This window comes from Kitasatospora sp. NPDC050463, assembly GCF_040655255.1.
Taxonomy (GTDB): domain Bacteria; phylum Actinomycetota; class Actinomycetes; order Streptomycetales; family Streptomycetaceae; genus Kitasatospora.
This window is the reverse complement of the sequence record NZ_JBFAJO010000003.1, coordinates 226,244-242,473: the sequence shown is the minus strand read 5'-3', so window position 1 is coordinate 242,473 and position 16,230 is coordinate 226,244. Positions and strand designations below refer to the sequence as shown.

Sequence of the window (16,230 nt, the reverse complement as noted above, 5' to 3'; positions counted from 1 at the left end):
CCGCGTCGTGACGACCGCCCGTCCGGCGGCGGTTTCCGTCGTGACGACCGTCCCTCCGGTGGCGGCTTCAACCGCGACCGCGACGACCGCGGCGGTTTCCGTCGTGACGACCGTCCCTCCGGTGGCGGCTTCAACCGCGACCGCGACGACCGCGGCGGGTTCCGTCGCGACGACCGTCCCTCGGGCGGTGGTGGCTTCCGTCGTGAGGACCGTCCGGGTGGGTTCAACCGTGACCGTGACGACCGTCCGCGTCGTGACGACCGCCCGTCCGGCGGCGGTTTCCGTCGTGACGACCGTCCCTCCGGTGGCGGCTTCAACCGCGACCGCGACGACCGCGGTGGTTTCCGTCGCGACGACCGTCCGTCCGGTGGCGGCTTCAACCGCGACCGCGACGACCGCGGCGGCCGGGACTACGACGACCGCCGCGGCAACTTCGAGCCCGTCAAGCGGCTGCCGATCCCGGAGGACGTCACCGGCTTCGAGCTGGACGCGGACGTTCGCCAGGAGCTCAAGAGCCTGCCCAAGACGCTGGCCGACGATGTCGCCCGCAACCTGGTGATGGTCGCCCGCCTGCTCGACAGCGAGCCGGAGGAGGCCTACCAGTACTCGCGCGTCGCGCTGCGACTGGCGTCCCGCGTCGCTGCCGTCCGTGAGGCGGCCGGTTTCGCCTCGTACATGACGCAGCGCTACTCCGAGGCGCTGACCGAGTTCCGCGCGGCCCGTCGGATGACCGGCCGGGTGGACCTGTGGCCGGTGATGGCGGACTGCGAGCGCGGTCTGGGCCGTCCGGAGCGGGCGCTGGCGATGGCCGGCGAGCCCGAAGTGAAGCAGCTGGACAAGTCCGGTCAGGTCGAGATGCGCCTGGTCGCGGCGGGTGCCCGCAGCGACATGGAGCAGTTCGAGGCGGCCGTGGTCACCCTGCAGAGCCCGGAGCTGGCCTCCAGCGCTGTGCACCCGTGGACCGCGCGACTGCGGTACGCCTACGCCGAGGCCCTGATCGCGGCCGGCCGGGGCGACGAGTCCCGTGACTGGTTCGCGAAGGCTGCCGAGGCCGACACCGACGGTGCCACCAACGCGTCGGAGCGGCTGGCCGAGATCGACGGGCTGGAGTTCGTCGACGCGCTCGACCCCGAGGTCGAGGACGAGGCCGCCGAGGCCGCCGAGGACGAGGCTCCGGCCCCGGCCCCGGCGAAGTCGCGCGGCGGCGTGCCGGACGAGCGGGAGATCTTCGAGGACGAGGAAGACGTCGAGGAGTTCTACGACGAGGACGACCTGGAGATCGACGAGGACTTCGACGGCGTGGTGCCGGAGCGGTCCAAGGACGCCAAGGCCTGATGCCGCGCAGCGGGTAGCTGAGTGAGGCCCTGCCGCACCCCGGGATTCTCCGGGGCGCGGCAGGGCCTCACTGCTGTCCGGACCTCGTCGCTCAGCCCAGTTCGAGACTGCGCAGGACCAGCCCGGTGGCCGGCTTCGGGCCGAAGGACGTGGACTTGCGGGGCATGGTGACGCCCTGTTCGGCGAGCCGGCGGACCACGCTCTCGCGCACCGGATGGAGCAGCACCGCCGTGCCACCGCTCCGGGCGGCCTCGCGCTCGGCTGCCACGGCGGTGTGCAGGTAGCCGATGTCGTCGGGGCCGTCGGGGACGTGCCAGGTGTGGTCCAGCAGGGCCGCGTGCAGCACGGTTGCGTCCAGGTGGCGCCACTCCTGCGGCCGGTCGCGCGGCACGCTCGCGTCGAGCAGGCCCTCGTCGGGGTCGCCGATCAGCCAGTAGGTGCCGTCGCCGCCGGTGAGCACGAAGCCGTTGCCGCCGTGCCGCTTCTGTTCGGCCAGGGCCTGCAGGGCGCCGGCCAGTGGGCCGGGCACCTCCTTGATCTGCCAGCGGTCGCCCAGCTTCTCCAGTGCCTCGGCGATCGGCAGGCGGTACAGGACCCGGTGGATCGCCCGGACCCGCAGCGGATAGCGGGCGGTGTCGACCAGCAGCACCAGGCCCCGGTCCCAGGGGCTGCGGGGCAGGTGGCGGTGCTCGCGCTGGAGGCGCAGGTACATCTCCCAGCGGTGGTGGCCGTCGGCGATCAGCGCCCGGCAGGTGGCCAGGTCGCGGCTGATCTCGGCGATCTCGGCGGGGTCGGTCACGGCCCAGAGCCGGTGGTGGGTGCCGTCGGTGGTGGTCGTGGTGAGCAGCGGCTCGTCCTCGACGGTGCGTTCGACCACGCCGGCCGCGCCACCGTTGCCCCGGTAGGTGAGCAGCAGCGGTTCGAGGTTGGCGCGGGTGGTGCGCATCAGGCCGACCCGGTCCGCGACCGGCCTGGGCATCACGTCCTCGTGGGGGAGGACGACGCCGGCCTCGCTGCCGCTGACGGCGAGGGCGCCGATCAGGCCGCGTTGGAGGAGCTCCGGGGAGTCGCCGGTGGCGGGCACGCGCTGCTCGTAGACGTACAGGGCGGGCTCGGGGTCGGCGGCCAGGACGCCCTCGTGCAGCCAGTCGCGCAGCAGCCGGGCGGCGTGCCGGTAGCGGGTGTCGCGGTCGGGGCGGTCGCCGGCGTCCTCGGGCTCGGGGCGCGGCAGGATCAGCCGGACCACGTTGTGCGGGTCGGCGGTCTCCAGGTCGAGCCGGCGGCCGGGGTCGACGACGTCGTACGGCGGCGAGGTGACCGCGGCCAGTGCGCCGACCCGGTCGGGGACGTAACGGAGGCCGCGGAAGGGGGACAGGGACAGACCTGCGGTGGCGACATGACCGGGATTGCCGGGGCCGCCCTGCGGAGACTCCGCTCCGCTTTCTGCACTGGGTGTGCTCATTCTGGGCATCGTAATCGGGTACGCGTTGTTCAGAGATCGGAACACCCGTGCTGGTCCGGAGCGGGCGGGTGTCGTGACCGAGGGCGAGGTACGGCGTGAGAGAGCGCAGTGAGCGGGCGACGGAGCGGTACGCGCCCCGCGAGGCGGTCGGCGCGGGCAGCGAGGTGGGCGCATGAGCGGTGGGCAGGAGCGGGTGGACGGCAGTGGCGGCGCGGAGGGCTTCGCGGACGATCGCGCGAACGGGTCGGCCGGCGCCGGGAGTTCGGGCGAGGTCTCCGGCGGGGGTGCCGGCGGTTGCGTGCCGGACCAGGGCCGGGCCGGCGAGCCGGCGGGGGACGTCTACGAGTGGTTCCGCCGGGGCGGGAAGCTGCTGGCTCAGGGGAACCCGGCGGCCGCCGAGCAGTTGCTGGCGCGGGCGGCCGCGGCGGAGCCGCACTCGCGCAGCATCCGGGAGATGCTGGCCCGGGCACAGTTCGACGCCGGCTCGTACGCGGCGGCGCTGGAGAACTTCCGGGCGGTGGCCCTGGCCGATCCGTCCGACGACTACGCTCAGTTCGGGTGGGGCGTCTCGGCGGCCCGGTTGGGCGACTTCGAGACCTCCGCCGAACACCTGGCCCTGGCCGTCGCGATGCGGCCGGACACCGACTACTACCGGGCCGCGCTGCGGCAGACCCGGGCGACCCTGGCTGCCCGTGCCGGGGCGTTCGGCCCGTTGGTGCCGGGGGCTCCGGGGTACGTGGAGCCCGGCCGGGCTGCCGACGGGTTGCCGGCGGCCGCCGGTCGGGGTGACGGGGGCGGTACGGAGCAGCACGGCACGGAGCGTGACGGCTCGATGCGGGACGGCACGGAGCGGGACGAGACGGATGACGGGGATCGACGCAGTGAATGAGGTAGCGAAGGCATGACCGAGACGGCCACCACCGAGCGACGGACCGCCCCCGGCGGCAGTGCACTCCCGCTGACCGAGGCGTACGACACGGCGCTGCTGGATCTCGACGGCGTGGTCTACGCCGGGCCGAACGCGATCGACCACGCGGCGGACTCGCTGGCGGCGGCCCGGACGGCCGGGATGCGGTTGGCGTACGTGACCAACAACGCCTCCCGCCCGCCCCGGGTGGTGGCCACCCATCTGACTGAACTGGGTGTGCCGGCCGAGCCGGCCGACGTGATCAACTCGGCGCAGGCGGCCGCCCGGGTCGTCGCCGAGAAGGTACCGGCCGGCTCGAAGGTGCTGGTCGTCGGCGGCCTGGGCCTGGAGGAGGCGCTGGCCGAGCGCGGCCTGGTGGCCGTCCGCACGCTGGCCGAGGAGCCGCTCGCGGTGGTGCAGGGCTTTGACCCCTCGGTGGGCTGGGCGCACCTGGCGGAGGCCTCCTACGCGGTGCAGAGCGGGCTGCCGTGGGTGGCCTCGAACACCGACCTGACGGTGCCGACCGCGGGTGGGATCGCGCCCGGCAACGGCACGCTGGTCGCCGCCGTGCGCGCGGCGACGGGCGTGGAGCCCGAGGTGGCGGGCAAGCCGCTGCCGCCGATGCACCGGGAGACGGTGCTGCGGACCGGGGCGCAGCGACCGCTGGTGGTCGGGGACCGCCTGGACACCGACATCGAGGGCGCGTTCAACGGCGGGGTGGACAGCCTGCTGGTGTTCACCGGGGTCACCACGGCGGCGCAACTGCTCACGGCGCGGGTGGAGCACCGGCCGACGTACCTGGCGGAGGACCTCCGGGGCCTGCTGGTGGCGCACCCCTCGGTCACGGAGCAGCCGGGCGGCGGCTTCGGCTGCGGCGGCTGGGTCGCGGTGGCGCAGGACGGGGTGCTGCGGCTGGACGGTGCCGGGGCGGACCGCTGGGATGGCCTGCGGGCGCTCTGCGCGGCGGCCTGGACGGCGCTGGACGCGGACGGTGCTCCGGCGGACGGGCGCAAGGCGCTGGCCGAGCTGGGATTCTGAGGCCGGATCCCGGGGCCGGCACTCCAGGGCCGGGGTTACGAGGCCGTGGGCCGGCTGCGCGACTCGCGTGGCCGGCCCTGTCCGTCGGCGCGCCGGACCGGGACCGGCGGCCGGGTCAGAGCAGCGTGCGCAGCCGGAGCAGGTCGCGGAAGCCGGCCTCAAGCCGGATCCGGCCGCCGGCCCAGGCGGCGGCGAAGCTGAGCTCGCCGCCGACCACGGCGACCAAGTCGTCGCTGCTCATGGTGAGCCGGATCTCGGCCTTCTCGGCGGGCGGACCGGGTGCCTCGGTGACGTCCTCGATCCGGCCGTCCCGCAGCCGTCCGGAGAAGGTCAGGTCGAGATCGGTGATCCGGCAGGTGAGGGAGCGGTCGAGGGCGGCGGCCTTGCGGACGTCGCCGGTGGACTTCACCAGGTTCCGGCTGAGCTGCTCCAGTGCCGTACGACACTCCTCGGCGTTGGCCATGGCTGCTGGTCCACTCCCTGTACGGCTGCGGCGGTCACTGCGGGGCCACGGTACCGCAGGCGGGTTTTGGCGGTAGCGTCGTCTGTGGGGTGCCCGGAACCGGTCCGGGCGCCGACGGCGACGGAGCGATGCGCGCAGGCGCTTAGGAGGCACCCGGATGCTGCCGAAGACGGTGCGGGGAGCGGTGGAGCTCGCCGCCGGGCTGGCGGAGGAGGTCGGCAAGCTGGTCGTCGGGACGGCGGCCGGGCTGCTGGAGAAGAGCGGGGTCGACGTCGCCGAGGTGGAGCGGCGGCTGGGCGGGCCGTTCCCGCCGTCCGCGAAGTCGCTGCAGACCCTGGCGGAGGAGGCGGTCACCGCCGGCCGGGCCGGGGTGGACCTGGCGGTCGGCGTCGCGCGTGGCGAGGTGGAGAAGGCCTTCGAGAAGGTCGGTGACCAGGTGACCAAGGTCGGCGTGGTGCTCGCCTACCTGGAGAGCAAGCTGCGCGAGGTCGAGGAGGAGGGCGGACCGGCCGCGTCGCCGCAGGCCGAGCCCGGGACGGCGGCCCCGGCGCCGCGGGCCGACGGCCTGTTCGGGCGCGGCTGGGAGCTGGACGACGAGCCGGCGGCACCCACGGCGCGGGCGGGCGGCGAGCCGATAGTGGCCGAGCGGGTCGAGGTCGACGAGCCGGTGGAGATCGACCCGCCGGTGCCGTCGGAGGCACAGTCGGCGGGGCCGGGGCGGGCTGCACCGGTGCAGGAGCCTGCTGCCCCGAAACCTGCCGCGACGAAGCCTGCCGCGACGAAGCCTGCCGCGAAGAAGGCGGCGGCGGCGAAGAAGGCGGCGCCCGACCGGGCCGCCACCGGTACGCCGGATGCGGAGCCGGCGCCCGCGAAGCCGGCCGCGTCCGCGAAACCGTCCGCGAAACCGGCCGCGAAGAAGACCGCCGTCAAGAAGACCGCGGCAGCGACCACGAACCGGAGCGCGGCGAAGAAGGCGGCGCAGGCCGCCGGCCAGGAGCCGCCCGTCAAGCGGACCGCGACCAGGAAGACCACCGTGCGCAAGAGCAGCAGCACCAAGAAGCCCGATGCCTGACCTCGCCCCGGGCCCCGCCCCACTCCCGGCGGACCCGGCCGGGGACGAGGCCCGGGAGGTCGCCCCGGACGCGGCCCCGGTCACCGGCGAGCCGCTCCCGCTGGGTGTCGAGCCGACCCGCACCGGTCACTCGGCCGTCGACGCGGCCCTGGCCCGGCTGGAGGCCCTGGACGGGGTGCCGACCGAGGCACACGTCGCGGTGTACGAAGATGTTCACCAGCGGCTGACCGACACGTTGGCCGCGCTCGACCAGGACGACCCGCTCGGATCGACCGCCCGGAATGACCCGTAGGAGCTGAAACACCAGTGGCAGTGGCACGACGCCGTCTCGACGCGGAGCTGGTCCGCCGCAAGCTGGCCCGGTCGCGCGAGCACGCGTCCGAACTGATCGCGGCCGGTCGGGTGACCGTCGGCGGCACCACCGCGACCAAGCCGGCCACCCAGGTGGAGACCGCGGCGGCGGTCGTGGTCGCCGAGGACGAGAACGACCCCGACTACGTCTCGCGCGGCGGGCACAAGCTCGCCGGGGCGTTCGCGGCCTTCGTGCCGCAGGGCCTGGTGGTCGAGGGTCGTCGCGCGCTGGACGCGGGCGCGTCCACCGGCGGCTTCACCGACGTGCTGCTGCGTGCCGGGGCGGCCGGCGTGCTGGCGGTGGACGTCGGCTACGGGCAGCTCGCGTGGTCGCTGCAGAGCGACGAGCGGGTGACGGTGATGGACCGCACCAATGTGCGCGAGCTGACCGTGGAGCTGATCGGCGGCTCGCCGGTCGACCTGGTCGTCGGCGACCTCTCGTTCATCTCGCTGGGCCTGGTGCTGCCCGCGCTGGCCGGCTGCGCGGCCGAGGACGCGGACCTGGTGCTGATGGTCAAGCCGCAGTTCGAGATCGGCAAGGACCGCCTCGGCAGCGGCGGCGTGGTGCGCAGCCCGCAGCTGCGCGCCGAGATGATCCGGCAGGTGGCCGGGAGGGCATGGGAGCAGGGGCTGGGCGTGCGGGCGGTCACCGCGAGCCCCCTGCCGGGGCCGTCGGGGAACGTCGAGTACTTCCTCTGGCTGCGCCGGGACGCCCCGCAGTTGGACCCGGCGGAGGCGGACCGGGCTGTCGCCGAAGGCCCCCGATAGGGTGCTCTGCGGACGTCCGGTCCGTCATGCTGAGTGACGGCCGCACCGGGCCGAGGGCGACCCGGCCGACGTAGGGCCCGGCCGACGTAGGGAGAGGGCAGCGGGCATGAGCGAGCGAACCGCGGGGGAATCCCCGGCCGACATCCGGCGGAGAGCCGTCGAGGGGTGCGTGTCGCCTGCGGCGAGGGCCGGGCGACGGGGGCACCTCGGGGCTGTCGGAACGGGCGGGACTGGCGGGACTGGCGGAGAGGGGCGCGCATGAGCGAGGGACGTACGGTCTTCCTGATCGCGCACACCGGCCGGGAGGCCGCGCTGCGCAGCGTCGAGGGCCTGGTGCACGGCCTGCTGAAGGCGGGCATCCGGATCAGGCTGCTCGCGGCCGAGGCGGTGGACCTGGACCTGCCCGACGGGGTCGAGCGGGTGGCCGGGGGACCGGGCGCGGCGGACGGCTGCGAGCTGATCCTGGTCGCGGGCGGGGACGGGACGCTGCTGCGCGGGGCGGAGCTGGCGCGCGAGCACGGGCTGCCGATGCTCGGCATCAACCTGGGCCGGGTGGGCTTCCTCGCGGAGGCCGAGCGGGACGATCTCGCGGTGGTCGTCGAGCGGGTCGTGGACGCCGACTACGAGGTCGAGGAACGGATGACGCTCGATGTGATCGTCCGGACCAACGGCGACGTGGTGCACCACGACTGGGCGTTGAACGAGGCCTCGATCGAGAAGGCGGCCCGGGAGCGGATGCTGGAGGTGGTGACCGAGGTGGACGGCCGTCCGGTCTCCAACTTCGGGTGCGACGGGGTGGTCTGTGCGACGCCGACCGGTTCGACGGCGTACGCGTTCTCCGGCGGTGGCCCGGTGGTCTGGCCCGAGGTGGAGGCGCTGCTGATGGTGCCGATCAGCGCCCACGCGCTGTTCGCCCGGCCGCTGGTGACCTCGCCGGACTCGGTGCTGGCGGTCGAGGTGCAGCCGAAGACCCCGCACGGCGTGCTCTGGTGCGACGGCCGGCGCTCGGTGGAGCTGCCGGCCGGGGCCCGGGTGGAGGTGCGCCGGGGGCAGACGCCGGTACGGCTCGCCCGCCTGCACCGGGCACCGTTCACCGACCGGCTGGTGGCCAAGTTCGCGCTGCCGGTGACGGGTTGGCGCGGCCGGGCGGAGACGCTCTGACCGACCGTTCCGGCTGCTCCGGCCGCCGGAGCTGACGAAGTGTCAGACGGCCAGTGGCTGGCTGTCGTCGGCGGCGCTCCACCGGCCGCCGACGGCCGCCCGGGCGGCGACGTCCGCGAGGCGTTCGACGGCGGCGGGCACCGCTGCGGCGGGCACGGTGAGCGGGATCCGGATGTGGTGCTCGAAGGCGCCGTCCGAGCCGAAGCGGTTGCCCGCCGCGATCCGTACGCCGCCGTGCTCGCCGGCCAGGGCCAGTGCCGCGCCGGACAGGCCGCCGGTGGAGACCCAGAGCGAGAGCCCGCCGGGCGGGGTGGCGTAGCGCCATTCGGGCAGGTGCTCGCGCAGCGCGCCGGCGAAGGCCTCCGCGGTGGCCCGCAGCCGGTCCAGCTGGTGGGCACGGACGGCCGCCAGCGGCTCGCCCAGCAGCTCGGCGGCGATCAGCTGGTCCAGCACCGGGGCGCCGACGTCGCTGTAGACCCGGGCGGTGGCCAGCCGGCGCACCAGCGCGGGGGCCGCCCGGACCCAGCCGATCCGCAGGCCGCCCCAGAACAGCTTGCCCGCCGAGCCGACGGTGACCACCTGGGCGGACCGGTCCAGCGCGGCCATCGGGCGGGGGAGCGCGGCGTCCGGCGGAAGGCCCCAGCCGAGTTCGGCGGTGGTCTCGTCGGCCAGCACGATCGTGCCGGCGGCCCGGGCGGCGGCCAGGAGCTCCCGGCGCTGCTCCTCGGGGACGAGGGCGCCGGTCGGGTTGTGGAAGTCGGGGATCACGTAGGCGGCCTTGGGCGTGGCGCCGCGCAGCACCCGGCGCCAGTCGGCGAGGTCCCAGGCGGGCTGCCGGGACGGCCCGCCCGGCCAGCTGTACGGGACGGGTACCAGGCGGGCGTCGCCCAGGCGCAGCGCCTGCAGGGTGTGGGCGTAGCTGGGCGCCTCGACGGCGACCCGGTCGCCGCGGCCGATCAGGGCCTGCTGCACCAGGTGCAGGCCGCCCATCGCGCCGATCGTGATCAGGATCTGGTCGGGGGTGGTCGGCAGGCCGCGCTCGCTGTAGCGCCGGGCCACCGCCTCGCGCAGGACCGGGACACCGGTGGGGTAGTTGCCGTGCCCGGCGGCGTACGCGGGCAGCTGCTCGACGGCCCGGGCGGCCGCCGCGCCGAGGAAGGGCTGCGGGGCGGGCAGCGCGGCGACCCCGAGGTCCAGCGTGCGGCCCTGCTCGTCCGGCGGCACCGGGTGCAGCGCGTCGCTGGGCGGCGGGGCGCCCTCGGGCAGGGCGGTCCAGCTGCCGGAGCCGCGCCGGCTGTGCAGGTAGCCCTCGGTGCGCAGGGCCTCGTACGCGGTGGCCACGGTGGTGCGGCTGAGCCGCAGCGCCAGAGCCAGCTCGCGCTCGGCGGGGAGCCGGGCGCCGACCGGCAGCCGGCCCTCGGAGACCAGCAGTCGGATCTGCCCGGCCAGCGTCCGGTAGGCGGGGCGGCGGGTGGTGGCCGGTTCGGGCAGTCGGGCGGCGTCGAGCAGCCGGGCGAGTGCGGCGGCGGTGACGGTGGTGTGCCAGTCGGCCATGGCTGATCAGTCCACTTGCTCGGAATTGGACCTGGATGGGGTCGCTTTGGCCTGTCCATCATGGCAGGGCGGCCGTCGAGTCCGCCACCGTCGCGGGCCCGGCCCGTGCGGTGCAGCACCACCCGGGAGAACCCGATGGCCACCACGAGCACGCACCCGACCACGCACCCGACCACCGCCGCGCCCGCCGCCGGCGCGCAGCGCCCCTCGCGGGCCGTCCGGCTGCTCGGCGACACCCACGCCCTGGGCCGTCGGCTCCCGCAGCTCCTGGTCGGGCTCGCCCTCTACGGGGCGAGCATGGGGCTGATGCTGCGCTCCGGGCTCGGCCTCGACCCGTGGGACGTCTTCCACCAGGGCCTGCAACGCACCGCCGGCCTCTCGGTCGGCGCCTGGGTGACCATCTGCGGCGCCCTCGTGCTGCTGCTCTGGATCCCGCTGCGCCAGCGCCCCGGCCTGGGCACCGTCGCCAACGTGCTGATGATCGGCGCGGCGATGGACCTCACCCTCCGGGTGGTCGGCACGCCGGGCCCGCTGCCGGCCCGGATCGCACTCATGGCGGGAGCGATCGTGCTCAACGGCCTGGCCACCGGCCTCTACATCGGCGCCCGCTTCGGGCCGGGCCCGCGCGACGGCCTGATGACCGGCCTGAACCGGCGCACCGGCCGGTCGCTGCGGCTGATCCGGACCGGGATCGAACTCACCGTGCTGGCCGCCGGAGTCCTGCTCGGCGGCACCGCGGGCGTCGGAACCGTCGCGTACGCGCTGGCCATCGGCCCGCTCGCGCAGATCTTCCTGCCCTGGTGCACGGTTCCCACCGCAGCTCAAACGGCCCGGAAGGGATGAACTTACGAGGCGTGGGGTTGCCGCTCGTCGCGCGCCGGGGCCGGAACCTCGTAAGGTCGTCACCGTGTTGGACGAGATGCGGATACGGGATCTTGGGGTCATTGACGACGCGGTGGTCGAACTGGCCCCCGGCTTCACCGCCGTGACCGGTGAGACCGGTGCCGGAAAGACCATGGTGGTGACCAGCCTCGGCCTGTTGCTGGGCGGCCGCGCCGACCCGGGCCTGGTGCGCAACGGCGCCGGACGCGCGGTCGTCGAGGGCAGGCTCGAACTGCCCGCGGGCTCCCCGGCGGCCGCCCGCGCCGTCGAGGCCGGCGCCGAACTCGACGACGGCGCGCTGCTGATCAGCCGGACCGTCTCCGCCGAGGGCCGCTCCCGGGCGTACGTCGGCGGCCGGTCCGTCCCGGTCGGGCTCCTCGCCGAGCTCGGCGAGGACCTGATCGCCGTGCACGGCCAGACCGACCAGCAGCGGCTGCTCCGGCCGGCCCGCCAGCGCGGCGCCCTGGACCGGTACGCGGGCGAGGCGGTGGCCGAGCCGCTGGCCCGCTACCGCGAGGTCTACCGCCGGCTGCGGGAGGTCTCGGCCACCCTGGAGGAGCTGACCACCCGGGCCCGCGAGCGCGCCCAGGAGGCCGACCTGCTCCGCTTCGGCCTGGACGAGGTGGCCGCCGCCGAGCCCGTCGCCGACGAGGACGTCGAGCTGGGCGCCGAGGCCGAGCGGCTCGGCCACGCCGACGCGCTCTCCTCCGCCGCCACCCTGGCCCACGCCGCCCTGGCCGGCGACCCGGCCGACCCGGAGGCGCTGGACGCCGGCACCCTGCTGGCCCAGGCCCGCCGCGCCCTGGACGCCGTTCGTCACCACGACGAGCGCCTCGCCTCCCTCGCCGACCGGCTGAACGAGGTCGGCTACCTGCTGGCCGATGTCGCCGGCGACCTGGCCGGCTACGCCGACGACCTGGACGCCGACCCGGTCCGGCTGGCCGCCGTCGAGGACCGCCGGGCCGTCCTGGCCCAGCTGCTGCGCAAGTACGGCGGCCCGGAGAACTCCCTCGCCGAGGTGCTCGCCTGGGCCGAGGCCGGCTCCGCCCGGCTCGCCGAGCTCGACGGCGACGACGAGCGGATCGACGAGCTCGGCGCCCAGGAGACCGAGCTGCGCACCGAGTTGGCCGAGCTCGCGGCCGAGGTCTCGACCGCCCGGCAGGCCGCCGCCGGCCGCTTCGCCGAGGCCGTCTCCGCCGAACTCGCCGAACTCGCGATGCCGCACGCCCGGGTGACCTTCGCGATCGGTCAGGTCGACGACCTCGCCGGCATCGAGGTCGACGGCCGCACCGTCGCCTACGGTCCGCACGGCGTGGACGAGGTCGAGGTGCTGCTCGCCCCGCACCCCGGGGCCCAGGCCCGCCCGATCGCCAAGGGTGCCTCCGGCGGTGAGCTCTCCCGGGTGATGCTCGCGGTCGAGGTGGTCTTCGCCGGCGCCGACCCCGTCCCGACCTACCTGTTCGACGAGGTGGACGCGGGCGTCGGCGGCAAGGCCGCGGTCGAGATCGGCCGCCGGCTGGCCAAGTTGGCCGAGTCCGCCCAGGTCGTGGTGGTCACCCACCTGCCCCAGGTCGCCGCCTTCGCCGACCGCCACCTGGTGGTGGTGAAGACCGACGACGGCACCGTGACCCGCAGCGGCGTCAAGGTGCTGAACGACGAGGAGCGGGTGCGCGAACTCTCCCGGATGCTGGCCGGTCTGGAGGACTCGGAGTTGGGCCGCGCCCACGCCGAGGAACTGCTGGCCGCCGCCCGGGCGCCGCGCCACCGGTAGCCGCCGTCGCCCGGCCCGGCGGCCCTCCGGCGGACCGCGACGCGCTCCCCGTGGCGCCGACTGTCCAAGAGGGCCGCCGACCTGGCATGGTGGCGGCTGGACAATGGCTTTCCAGTCCCGAGCGCCGTCGGCGGGCAATCCTCGCGACGCGGCGCGCGAACCTGATCGAGTCGGATGCGAGACGACGTGGACCATTCCGCCGCCCGGGCCACCGCGGCCGCCCCTGAACCGGGTCAGCTGCACGTGGTGCTCGTCCTGGCCGCCAGTACCGGCGGCATCGGTGCGCATGTGCGCTCACTGGCACAGGGCCTGGTCGCGCACGGAGTGACCGTTACGGTCTGCGCGCCCGCCGGTACGGACGCGTTGTTCGGCTTCTCCCGCACCGGAGCCAGGTTCCACCTGGTCGACATCACCCCCACGGCGGGTGCCCGCAGCGACGCCACCGCGATCGGCGAGCTGCGCCGCGCCTTCACCGGCGCCGATGTGGTGCACGCCCACGGCCTGCGCGCCGGGCTCCTCTCGGACCTCGCGCTGCGCACCGCCGGCCGCTTCCCGGGCCTGCGCCCGGAGACCCCGCTGGTGGTCACCGCGCACCACGCGCTGCTGGCCACCGGCATGGAGCGGCGGCTCCAGCGGCTGATGGAGCGCCGGGTGGCGCGCGCCGCCGACCTGGTGCTCGGCGCCTCCTCCGACCTGGTGGCCCGGGCCCGCGAGCTGGGCGCCACCGACGCCCGGCTCGGCCCGGTCGCGGCCCCGCCGATGCCCGAGGGCCGACTGGAACGGGCCGAGGCCCGGGCGGCGCTGCTCGGTGAGGGCCCGGACCGCCCGCTGGTGCTGGCGGTCGGCCGGCTCGTGCCGCAGAAGGCCTTCGGGCTGCTGCTGGACGCCGCCCGAGAGCTGGCCGCGCTGGATCCGGAGCCGCTGCTGCTGATCGCCGGCGACGGCCCCGAGGCCGCCGGGCTGCGTGAGCGGGTGGCCGCCGAGAAGGCGGCGGTGCGGCTGCTCGGCTACCGCACCGATGTGCCGGACCTGCTGGCCGCCGCCGACGTGTTGGTGGTCTCCAGCCGCTGGGAGGCCCGTTCGCTGGTGGTCCAGGAGGCGATGCGGGCCGGCGTGCCGGTGGTGGCCACCGCCGTCGGCGGCATCCCCGAGCTGGTCGGTGACGCCGCCGTGCTGGTCCCGCCCGGTGACGCGGCCGCGCTCGGCCGGGCGGTGCGCGAGCTGCTGGGCGACCCGGACCGGCGTCGGCGGCTGGTGGCCGCGGGTCGGCAGCAGGCCGAGACCTGGCCGGACGAGGCCGCGACCGTGGCGCAGGTGCTCAGCACCTACGACGAGCTGGTGCAGCGCACCCCGTAGCCGTCCGGGCCGTGTCGGAGGGTCGGCCCGGACGGCACGGCACCGCACCGCCGCCGACCGGACCTGCCCGGGCCGTGGGCCGCCCGGGCAGGCGCCGCTCAGACGGTGGCCTGCTCGGCCCGGTCGGCGGCCAGGCCGTCCGGCTGGGCGGAGAGGTAGGCGCCGCCGCAGGCGGTCAGCCGCAGCGCGGTGTCGATCAGCGGGACGTGGCTGAAGGCCTGCGGGAAGTTGCCGACCTGGCGCTTCTCCCGGGGGTCCCACTCCTCGGCGAGCAGGCCGATGTCGTTGCGCAGTGACAGCAGCTTGTCGAACAGCTCACGGGCCTCCTGCACCCGGCCGATCATGGCGAGGTCGTCGGCCAGCCAGAAGGAGCAGGCCAGGAAGGCGCCCTCGTGGCCGGAGAGGCCGTCCACGTTGTTGCCGCTCTCGTCGTGCGTGGGGTAGCGCAGCACGAAGCCGTCCTCGGTGGAGAGCTCGCGCTGGATCGCCTCGATGGTGCCGATCACCCGCTTGTCGTCCGGCGGGAGGAACCCGACCTGCGGGATCAGCAGCAGCGAGGCGTCCAGCTCCTTGCCGCCGTAGTACTGGGTGAAGGTGTTGCGCTCCGGGTCGTAGCCCTTCTCGCAGACGTCGCGGTGGATGGTCGCCCGCAGCTCGCGCCAGCGCTCCAGGTGGCTGTCGGAGGGCGCGTCCTCGGGGTTCTGCTCCAGCAGCTTGATCGTCCGGTCGACCGCCACCCAGGCCATCACCTTGGAGTGGACGAAGTGGCGGCGCGGGCCGCGGACCTCCCAGATGCCCTCGTCCGGCTCCTGCCAGTGCTCCTCCAGGTACTCGATGAGGCGCAGCTGGAGGTGGTGGGCGTGGTCGTTGCGGACCAGGCCGGTCATGTGGGCCAGGTGCAGGGCCTCGACGACCTCGCCGTAGACGTCCAGCTGCAGCTGGCCGGCCGCGCCGTTGCCGACCCGCACCGGCTGCGAGCCCTCGTAGCCGGGCAGCCAGTCCAGCGAGGACTCGGTGAGCTCGCGCTCGCCGGCGATGCCGTACATGATCTGCAGGTTCTCCGGGTCCCCGGCGACGGCGCGCAGCAGCCACTCGCGCCAGGCGCGGGCCTCGTCGCGGTAGCCGGTGCGCAGCAGCGAGGAGAGGGTGATGGCGGCGTCGCGCAGCCAGGTGTAGCGGTAGTCCCAGTTCCGCTCGCCGCCGATGTCCTCGGGCAGGGAGGTGGTGGGGGCCGCGACGATGCCGCCGGTGGGGGCGTAGGTGAGGCCCTTGAGGGTGATCAGCGAGCGGATCACGGCCTCCCGGTAGGGGCCCTGGTAGGTGCACTGGCCGGCCCAGTCGTGCCAGAAGTCCGCGGTGGCGTCGAGCATCTCCTCGGCGTCCGGGGCCTTGGGAGCCTCCAGGTGGGAGGCCTGCCAGGTGAGTGCGAAGGCGATCCGCTCGCCGGCCGCGACGGCGAAGTCCGCGTAGGTGGTGAGGTTGCGCCCGTAGGTCTCGGCCTCGCCGTCCAGCCAGACCGAGTCGGGGCCGGCCACGGCCACGGTCCGGTGGCCGCCGTCGGCCTGCTCGACCCGGTGCACCCAGGGCACGACCCGCCCGTAGCTGAACCGCATCCGCACCGCCGAGCGCATCCGGACCGTGCCGGACAGGCCCTCGACGATCCGGATCATCTGCGGGACGGAGTCCCGTCCGGCCAGCGGGCGCGGGGGCATGAAGTCGATCACCCGGACGCTGCCGCCCTGGCAGTCCCACTCCTGCTCCAGGATCAGCGAGTCGCCCCGGTAACGGCGCCGGTCGGCGGGGACGGCCGGTGCGGCGGCGGTGGGCGGGGGGACCCGGAGGTCGCCGGTGTCGGTGAAGCGGGCGCGGGGGGTGTCCGGGGCGGGGGCCGGGGTGGCCGGCGGCTCGGCGGCCATCACCTCGGCCGGGCCGATCCGCCAGAAGCCGTGTTCATCGGTGCCGAGCAGGCCGGCGAACACGGCCGGCGAGTCGAAGCGGGGCAGACACAGCCAGTCGACCGCCCCGTCCCTGCTGACCAGGGCAGCGGTCTGCATGTCCCCGATGAGTGCGTAGTCCTCGATACGGCCGGCCACGTGGATCTCCAGTTCGC

At 75.2% G+C, this 16,230-nt stretch carries 14 protein-coding genes; 10 read left to right on the top strand and 4 right to left on the bottom strand.

The annotated features are described in order from the left end of the window. The first annotated feature begins 450 nt into the window (after nucleotides 1-450). Nucleotides 451-1,335 carry a hypothetical protein gene (locus tag AB0J08_RS03915; protein ID WP_360626409.1) on the top strand — a complete coding sequence of 295 codons (885 nt, stop codon included), beginning with the start codon at nucleotides 451-453 and terminating at the stop codon, nucleotides 1,333-1,335. Nucleotides 1,336-1,426: 91 nt separating this feature from the next. Here the strand turns inward: AB0J08_RS03915 and AB0J08_RS03910 are convergent, their stop codons facing one another. After that, on the bottom strand, nucleotides 1,427-2,797 hold the full coding sequence (locus AB0J08_RS03910) for a DUF1015 domain-containing protein (protein ID WP_360626371.1): 1,371 nt from the start codon (nucleotides 2,795-2,797) through the stop codon (nucleotides 1,427-1,429). Nucleotides 2,798-2,969: 172 nt separating this feature from the next. Here AB0J08_RS03910 and AB0J08_RS03905 point away from each other — a divergent pair, with 172 nt between their 5' ends. Next, nucleotides 2,970-3,686 carry a tetratricopeptide repeat protein gene (locus tag AB0J08_RS03905; RefSeq protein ID WP_360626368.1) on the top strand — a complete coding sequence of 239 codons (717 nt, stop codon included), beginning with the start codon at nucleotides 2,970-2,972 and terminating at the stop codon, nucleotides 3,684-3,686. 12 nt (nucleotides 3,687-3,698) lie between these two features. Next, nucleotides 3,699-4,742 carry an HAD-IIA family hydrolase gene (locus tag AB0J08_RS03900; RefSeq protein ID WP_360626365.1) on the top strand — a complete coding sequence of 348 codons (1,044 nt, stop codon included), beginning with the start codon at nucleotides 3,699-3,701 and terminating at the stop codon, nucleotides 4,740-4,742. Between the two features lie 115 nt (nucleotides 4,743-4,857). Here AB0J08_RS03900 and AB0J08_RS03895 read toward each other — a convergent pair whose 3' ends face one another. Then, nucleotides 4,858-5,205, bottom strand: a complete 348-nt coding sequence (locus tag AB0J08_RS03895; RefSeq protein WP_360626362.1) for a sterol-binding protein — start codon at nucleotides 5,203-5,205, stop codon at nucleotides 4,858-4,860. Nucleotides 5,206-5,362: 157 nt separating this feature from the next. On the opposite strand from AB0J08_RS03895, the gene AB0J08_RS03890 reads away from it, so the two are divergent. The 4 genes from AB0J08_RS03890 (at nucleotide 5,363) to AB0J08_RS03875 (ending at nucleotide 8,557) form a co-directional block, all read left to right on the top strand. Then, nucleotides 5,363-6,277, top strand: a complete 915-nt coding sequence (locus tag AB0J08_RS03890; protein ID WP_360626359.1) for a hypothetical protein — start codon at nucleotides 5,363-5,365, stop codon at nucleotides 6,275-6,277. Next, nucleotides 6,270-6,569, top strand: a complete 300-nt coding sequence (locus AB0J08_RS03885; RefSeq protein ID WP_360626357.1) for a hypothetical protein — start codon at nucleotides 6,270-6,272, stop codon at nucleotides 6,567-6,569. Before AB0J08_RS03890 ends, AB0J08_RS03885 begins: the two co-directional genes overlap by 8 nt. Before the next feature lie 20 nt (nucleotides 6,570-6,589). Beyond that, nucleotides 6,590-7,396, top strand: a complete 807-nt coding sequence (locus AB0J08_RS03880) for a TlyA family RNA methyltransferase (protein ID WP_360626406.1) — start codon at nucleotides 6,590-6,592, stop codon at nucleotides 7,394-7,396. A gap of 258 nt (nucleotides 7,397-7,654) precedes the next feature. Further along, the gene (locus tag AB0J08_RS03875; protein WP_360626354.1) at nucleotides 7,655-8,557 is read left to right on the top strand and encodes an NAD kinase; all 903 of its coding nucleotides are present in this window, start codon (nucleotides 7,655-7,657) and stop codon (nucleotides 8,555-8,557) included. A 42-nt stretch (nucleotides 8,558-8,599) separates the two neighbouring features. Here AB0J08_RS03875 and AB0J08_RS03870 read toward each other — a convergent pair whose 3' ends face one another. Continuing rightward, nucleotides 8,600-10,111, bottom strand: a complete 1,512-nt coding sequence (locus AB0J08_RS03870; protein WP_360626351.1) for a PLP-dependent aminotransferase family protein — start codon at nucleotides 10,109-10,111, stop codon at nucleotides 8,600-8,602. Between the two features lie 297 nt (nucleotides 10,112-10,408). Here AB0J08_RS03870 and AB0J08_RS03865 point away from each other — a divergent pair, with 297 nt between their 5' ends. The 3 genes from AB0J08_RS03865 to AB0J08_RS03855 all read left to right on the top strand — a co-directional run bounded on the left by AB0J08_RS03865 (nucleotide 10,409) and on the right by AB0J08_RS03855 (nucleotide 14,120). Continuing rightward, entirely contained in the window at nucleotides 10,409-10,954 is a 546-nt protein-coding gene (locus tag AB0J08_RS03865) for a hypothetical protein (protein WP_360626403.1), read from the top strand. 76 nt (nucleotides 10,955-11,030) lie between these two features. Next, nucleotides 11,031-12,764 carry a DNA repair protein RecN gene (recN, locus tag AB0J08_RS03860; RefSeq protein ID WP_360626400.1) on the top strand — a complete coding sequence of 578 codons (1,734 nt, stop codon included), beginning with the start codon at nucleotides 11,031-11,033 and terminating at the stop codon, nucleotides 12,762-12,764. A gap of 174 nt (nucleotides 12,765-12,938) precedes the next feature. Then, the gene (locus AB0J08_RS03855) at nucleotides 12,939-14,120 is read left to right on the top strand and encodes a glycosyltransferase family 4 protein (RefSeq protein WP_360626348.1); all 1,182 of its coding nucleotides are present in this window, start codon (nucleotides 12,939-12,941) and stop codon (nucleotides 14,118-14,120) included. Nucleotides 14,121-14,218: 98 nt separating this feature from the next. Here AB0J08_RS03855 and AB0J08_RS03850 read toward each other — a convergent pair whose 3' ends face one another. Next, nucleotides 14,219-16,213, bottom strand: coding sequence for a glycoside hydrolase family 15 protein (locus tag AB0J08_RS03850; RefSeq protein WP_360626345.1), 1,995 nt, complete (start codon nucleotides 16,211-16,213; stop codon nucleotides 14,219-14,221). Nucleotides 16,214-16,230: the final 17 nt, after the last annotated feature.

Bases quoted from the DNA above. Each gene is read 5' to 3' on its own strand.
- AB0J08_RS03910 (WP_360626371.1), bottom strand. From the start codon at position 2,797: ATGAGCACACCCAGTGCAGAAAGCGGAGCGGAGTCTCCGCAGGGCGGC.
- AB0J08_RS03905 (WP_360626368.1), top strand. From the start codon at position 2,970: ATGAGCGGTGGGCAGGAGCGGGTGGACGGCAGTGGCGGCGCGGAGGGC.
- AB0J08_RS03900 (WP_360626365.1), top strand. From the start codon at position 3,699: ATGACCGAGACGGCCACCACCGAGCGACGGACCGCCCCCGGCGGCAGT.
- AB0J08_RS03895 (WP_360626362.1), bottom strand. From the start codon at position 5,205: ATGGCCAACGCCGAGGAGTGTCGTACGGCACTGGAGCAGCTCAGCCGG.
- AB0J08_RS03890 (WP_360626359.1), top strand. From the start codon at position 5,363: ATGCTGCCGAAGACGGTGCGGGGAGCGGTGGAGCTCGCCGCCGGGCTG.
- AB0J08_RS03885 (WP_360626357.1), top strand. From the start codon at position 6,270: ATGCCTGACCTCGCCCCGGGCCCCGCCCCACTCCCGGCGGACCCGGCC.
- AB0J08_RS03875 (WP_360626354.1), top strand. From the start codon at position 7,655: ATGAGCGAGGGACGTACGGTCTTCCTGATCGCGCACACCGGCCGGGAG.
- AB0J08_RS03870 (WP_360626351.1), bottom strand. From the start codon at position 10,111: ATGGCCGACTGGCACACCACCGTCACCGCCGCCGCACTCGCCCGGCTG.
- AB0J08_RS03865 (WP_360626403.1), top strand. From the start codon at position 10,409: ATGGGGCTGATGCTGCGCTCCGGGCTCGGCCTCGACCCGTGGGACGTC.
- recN (WP_360626400.1), top strand. From the start codon at position 11,031: ATGCGGATACGGGATCTTGGGGTCATTGACGACGCGGTGGTCGAACTG.
- AB0J08_RS03855 (WP_360626348.1), top strand. From the start codon at position 12,939: ATGCGAGACGACGTGGACCATTCCGCCGCCCGGGCCACCGCGGCCGCC.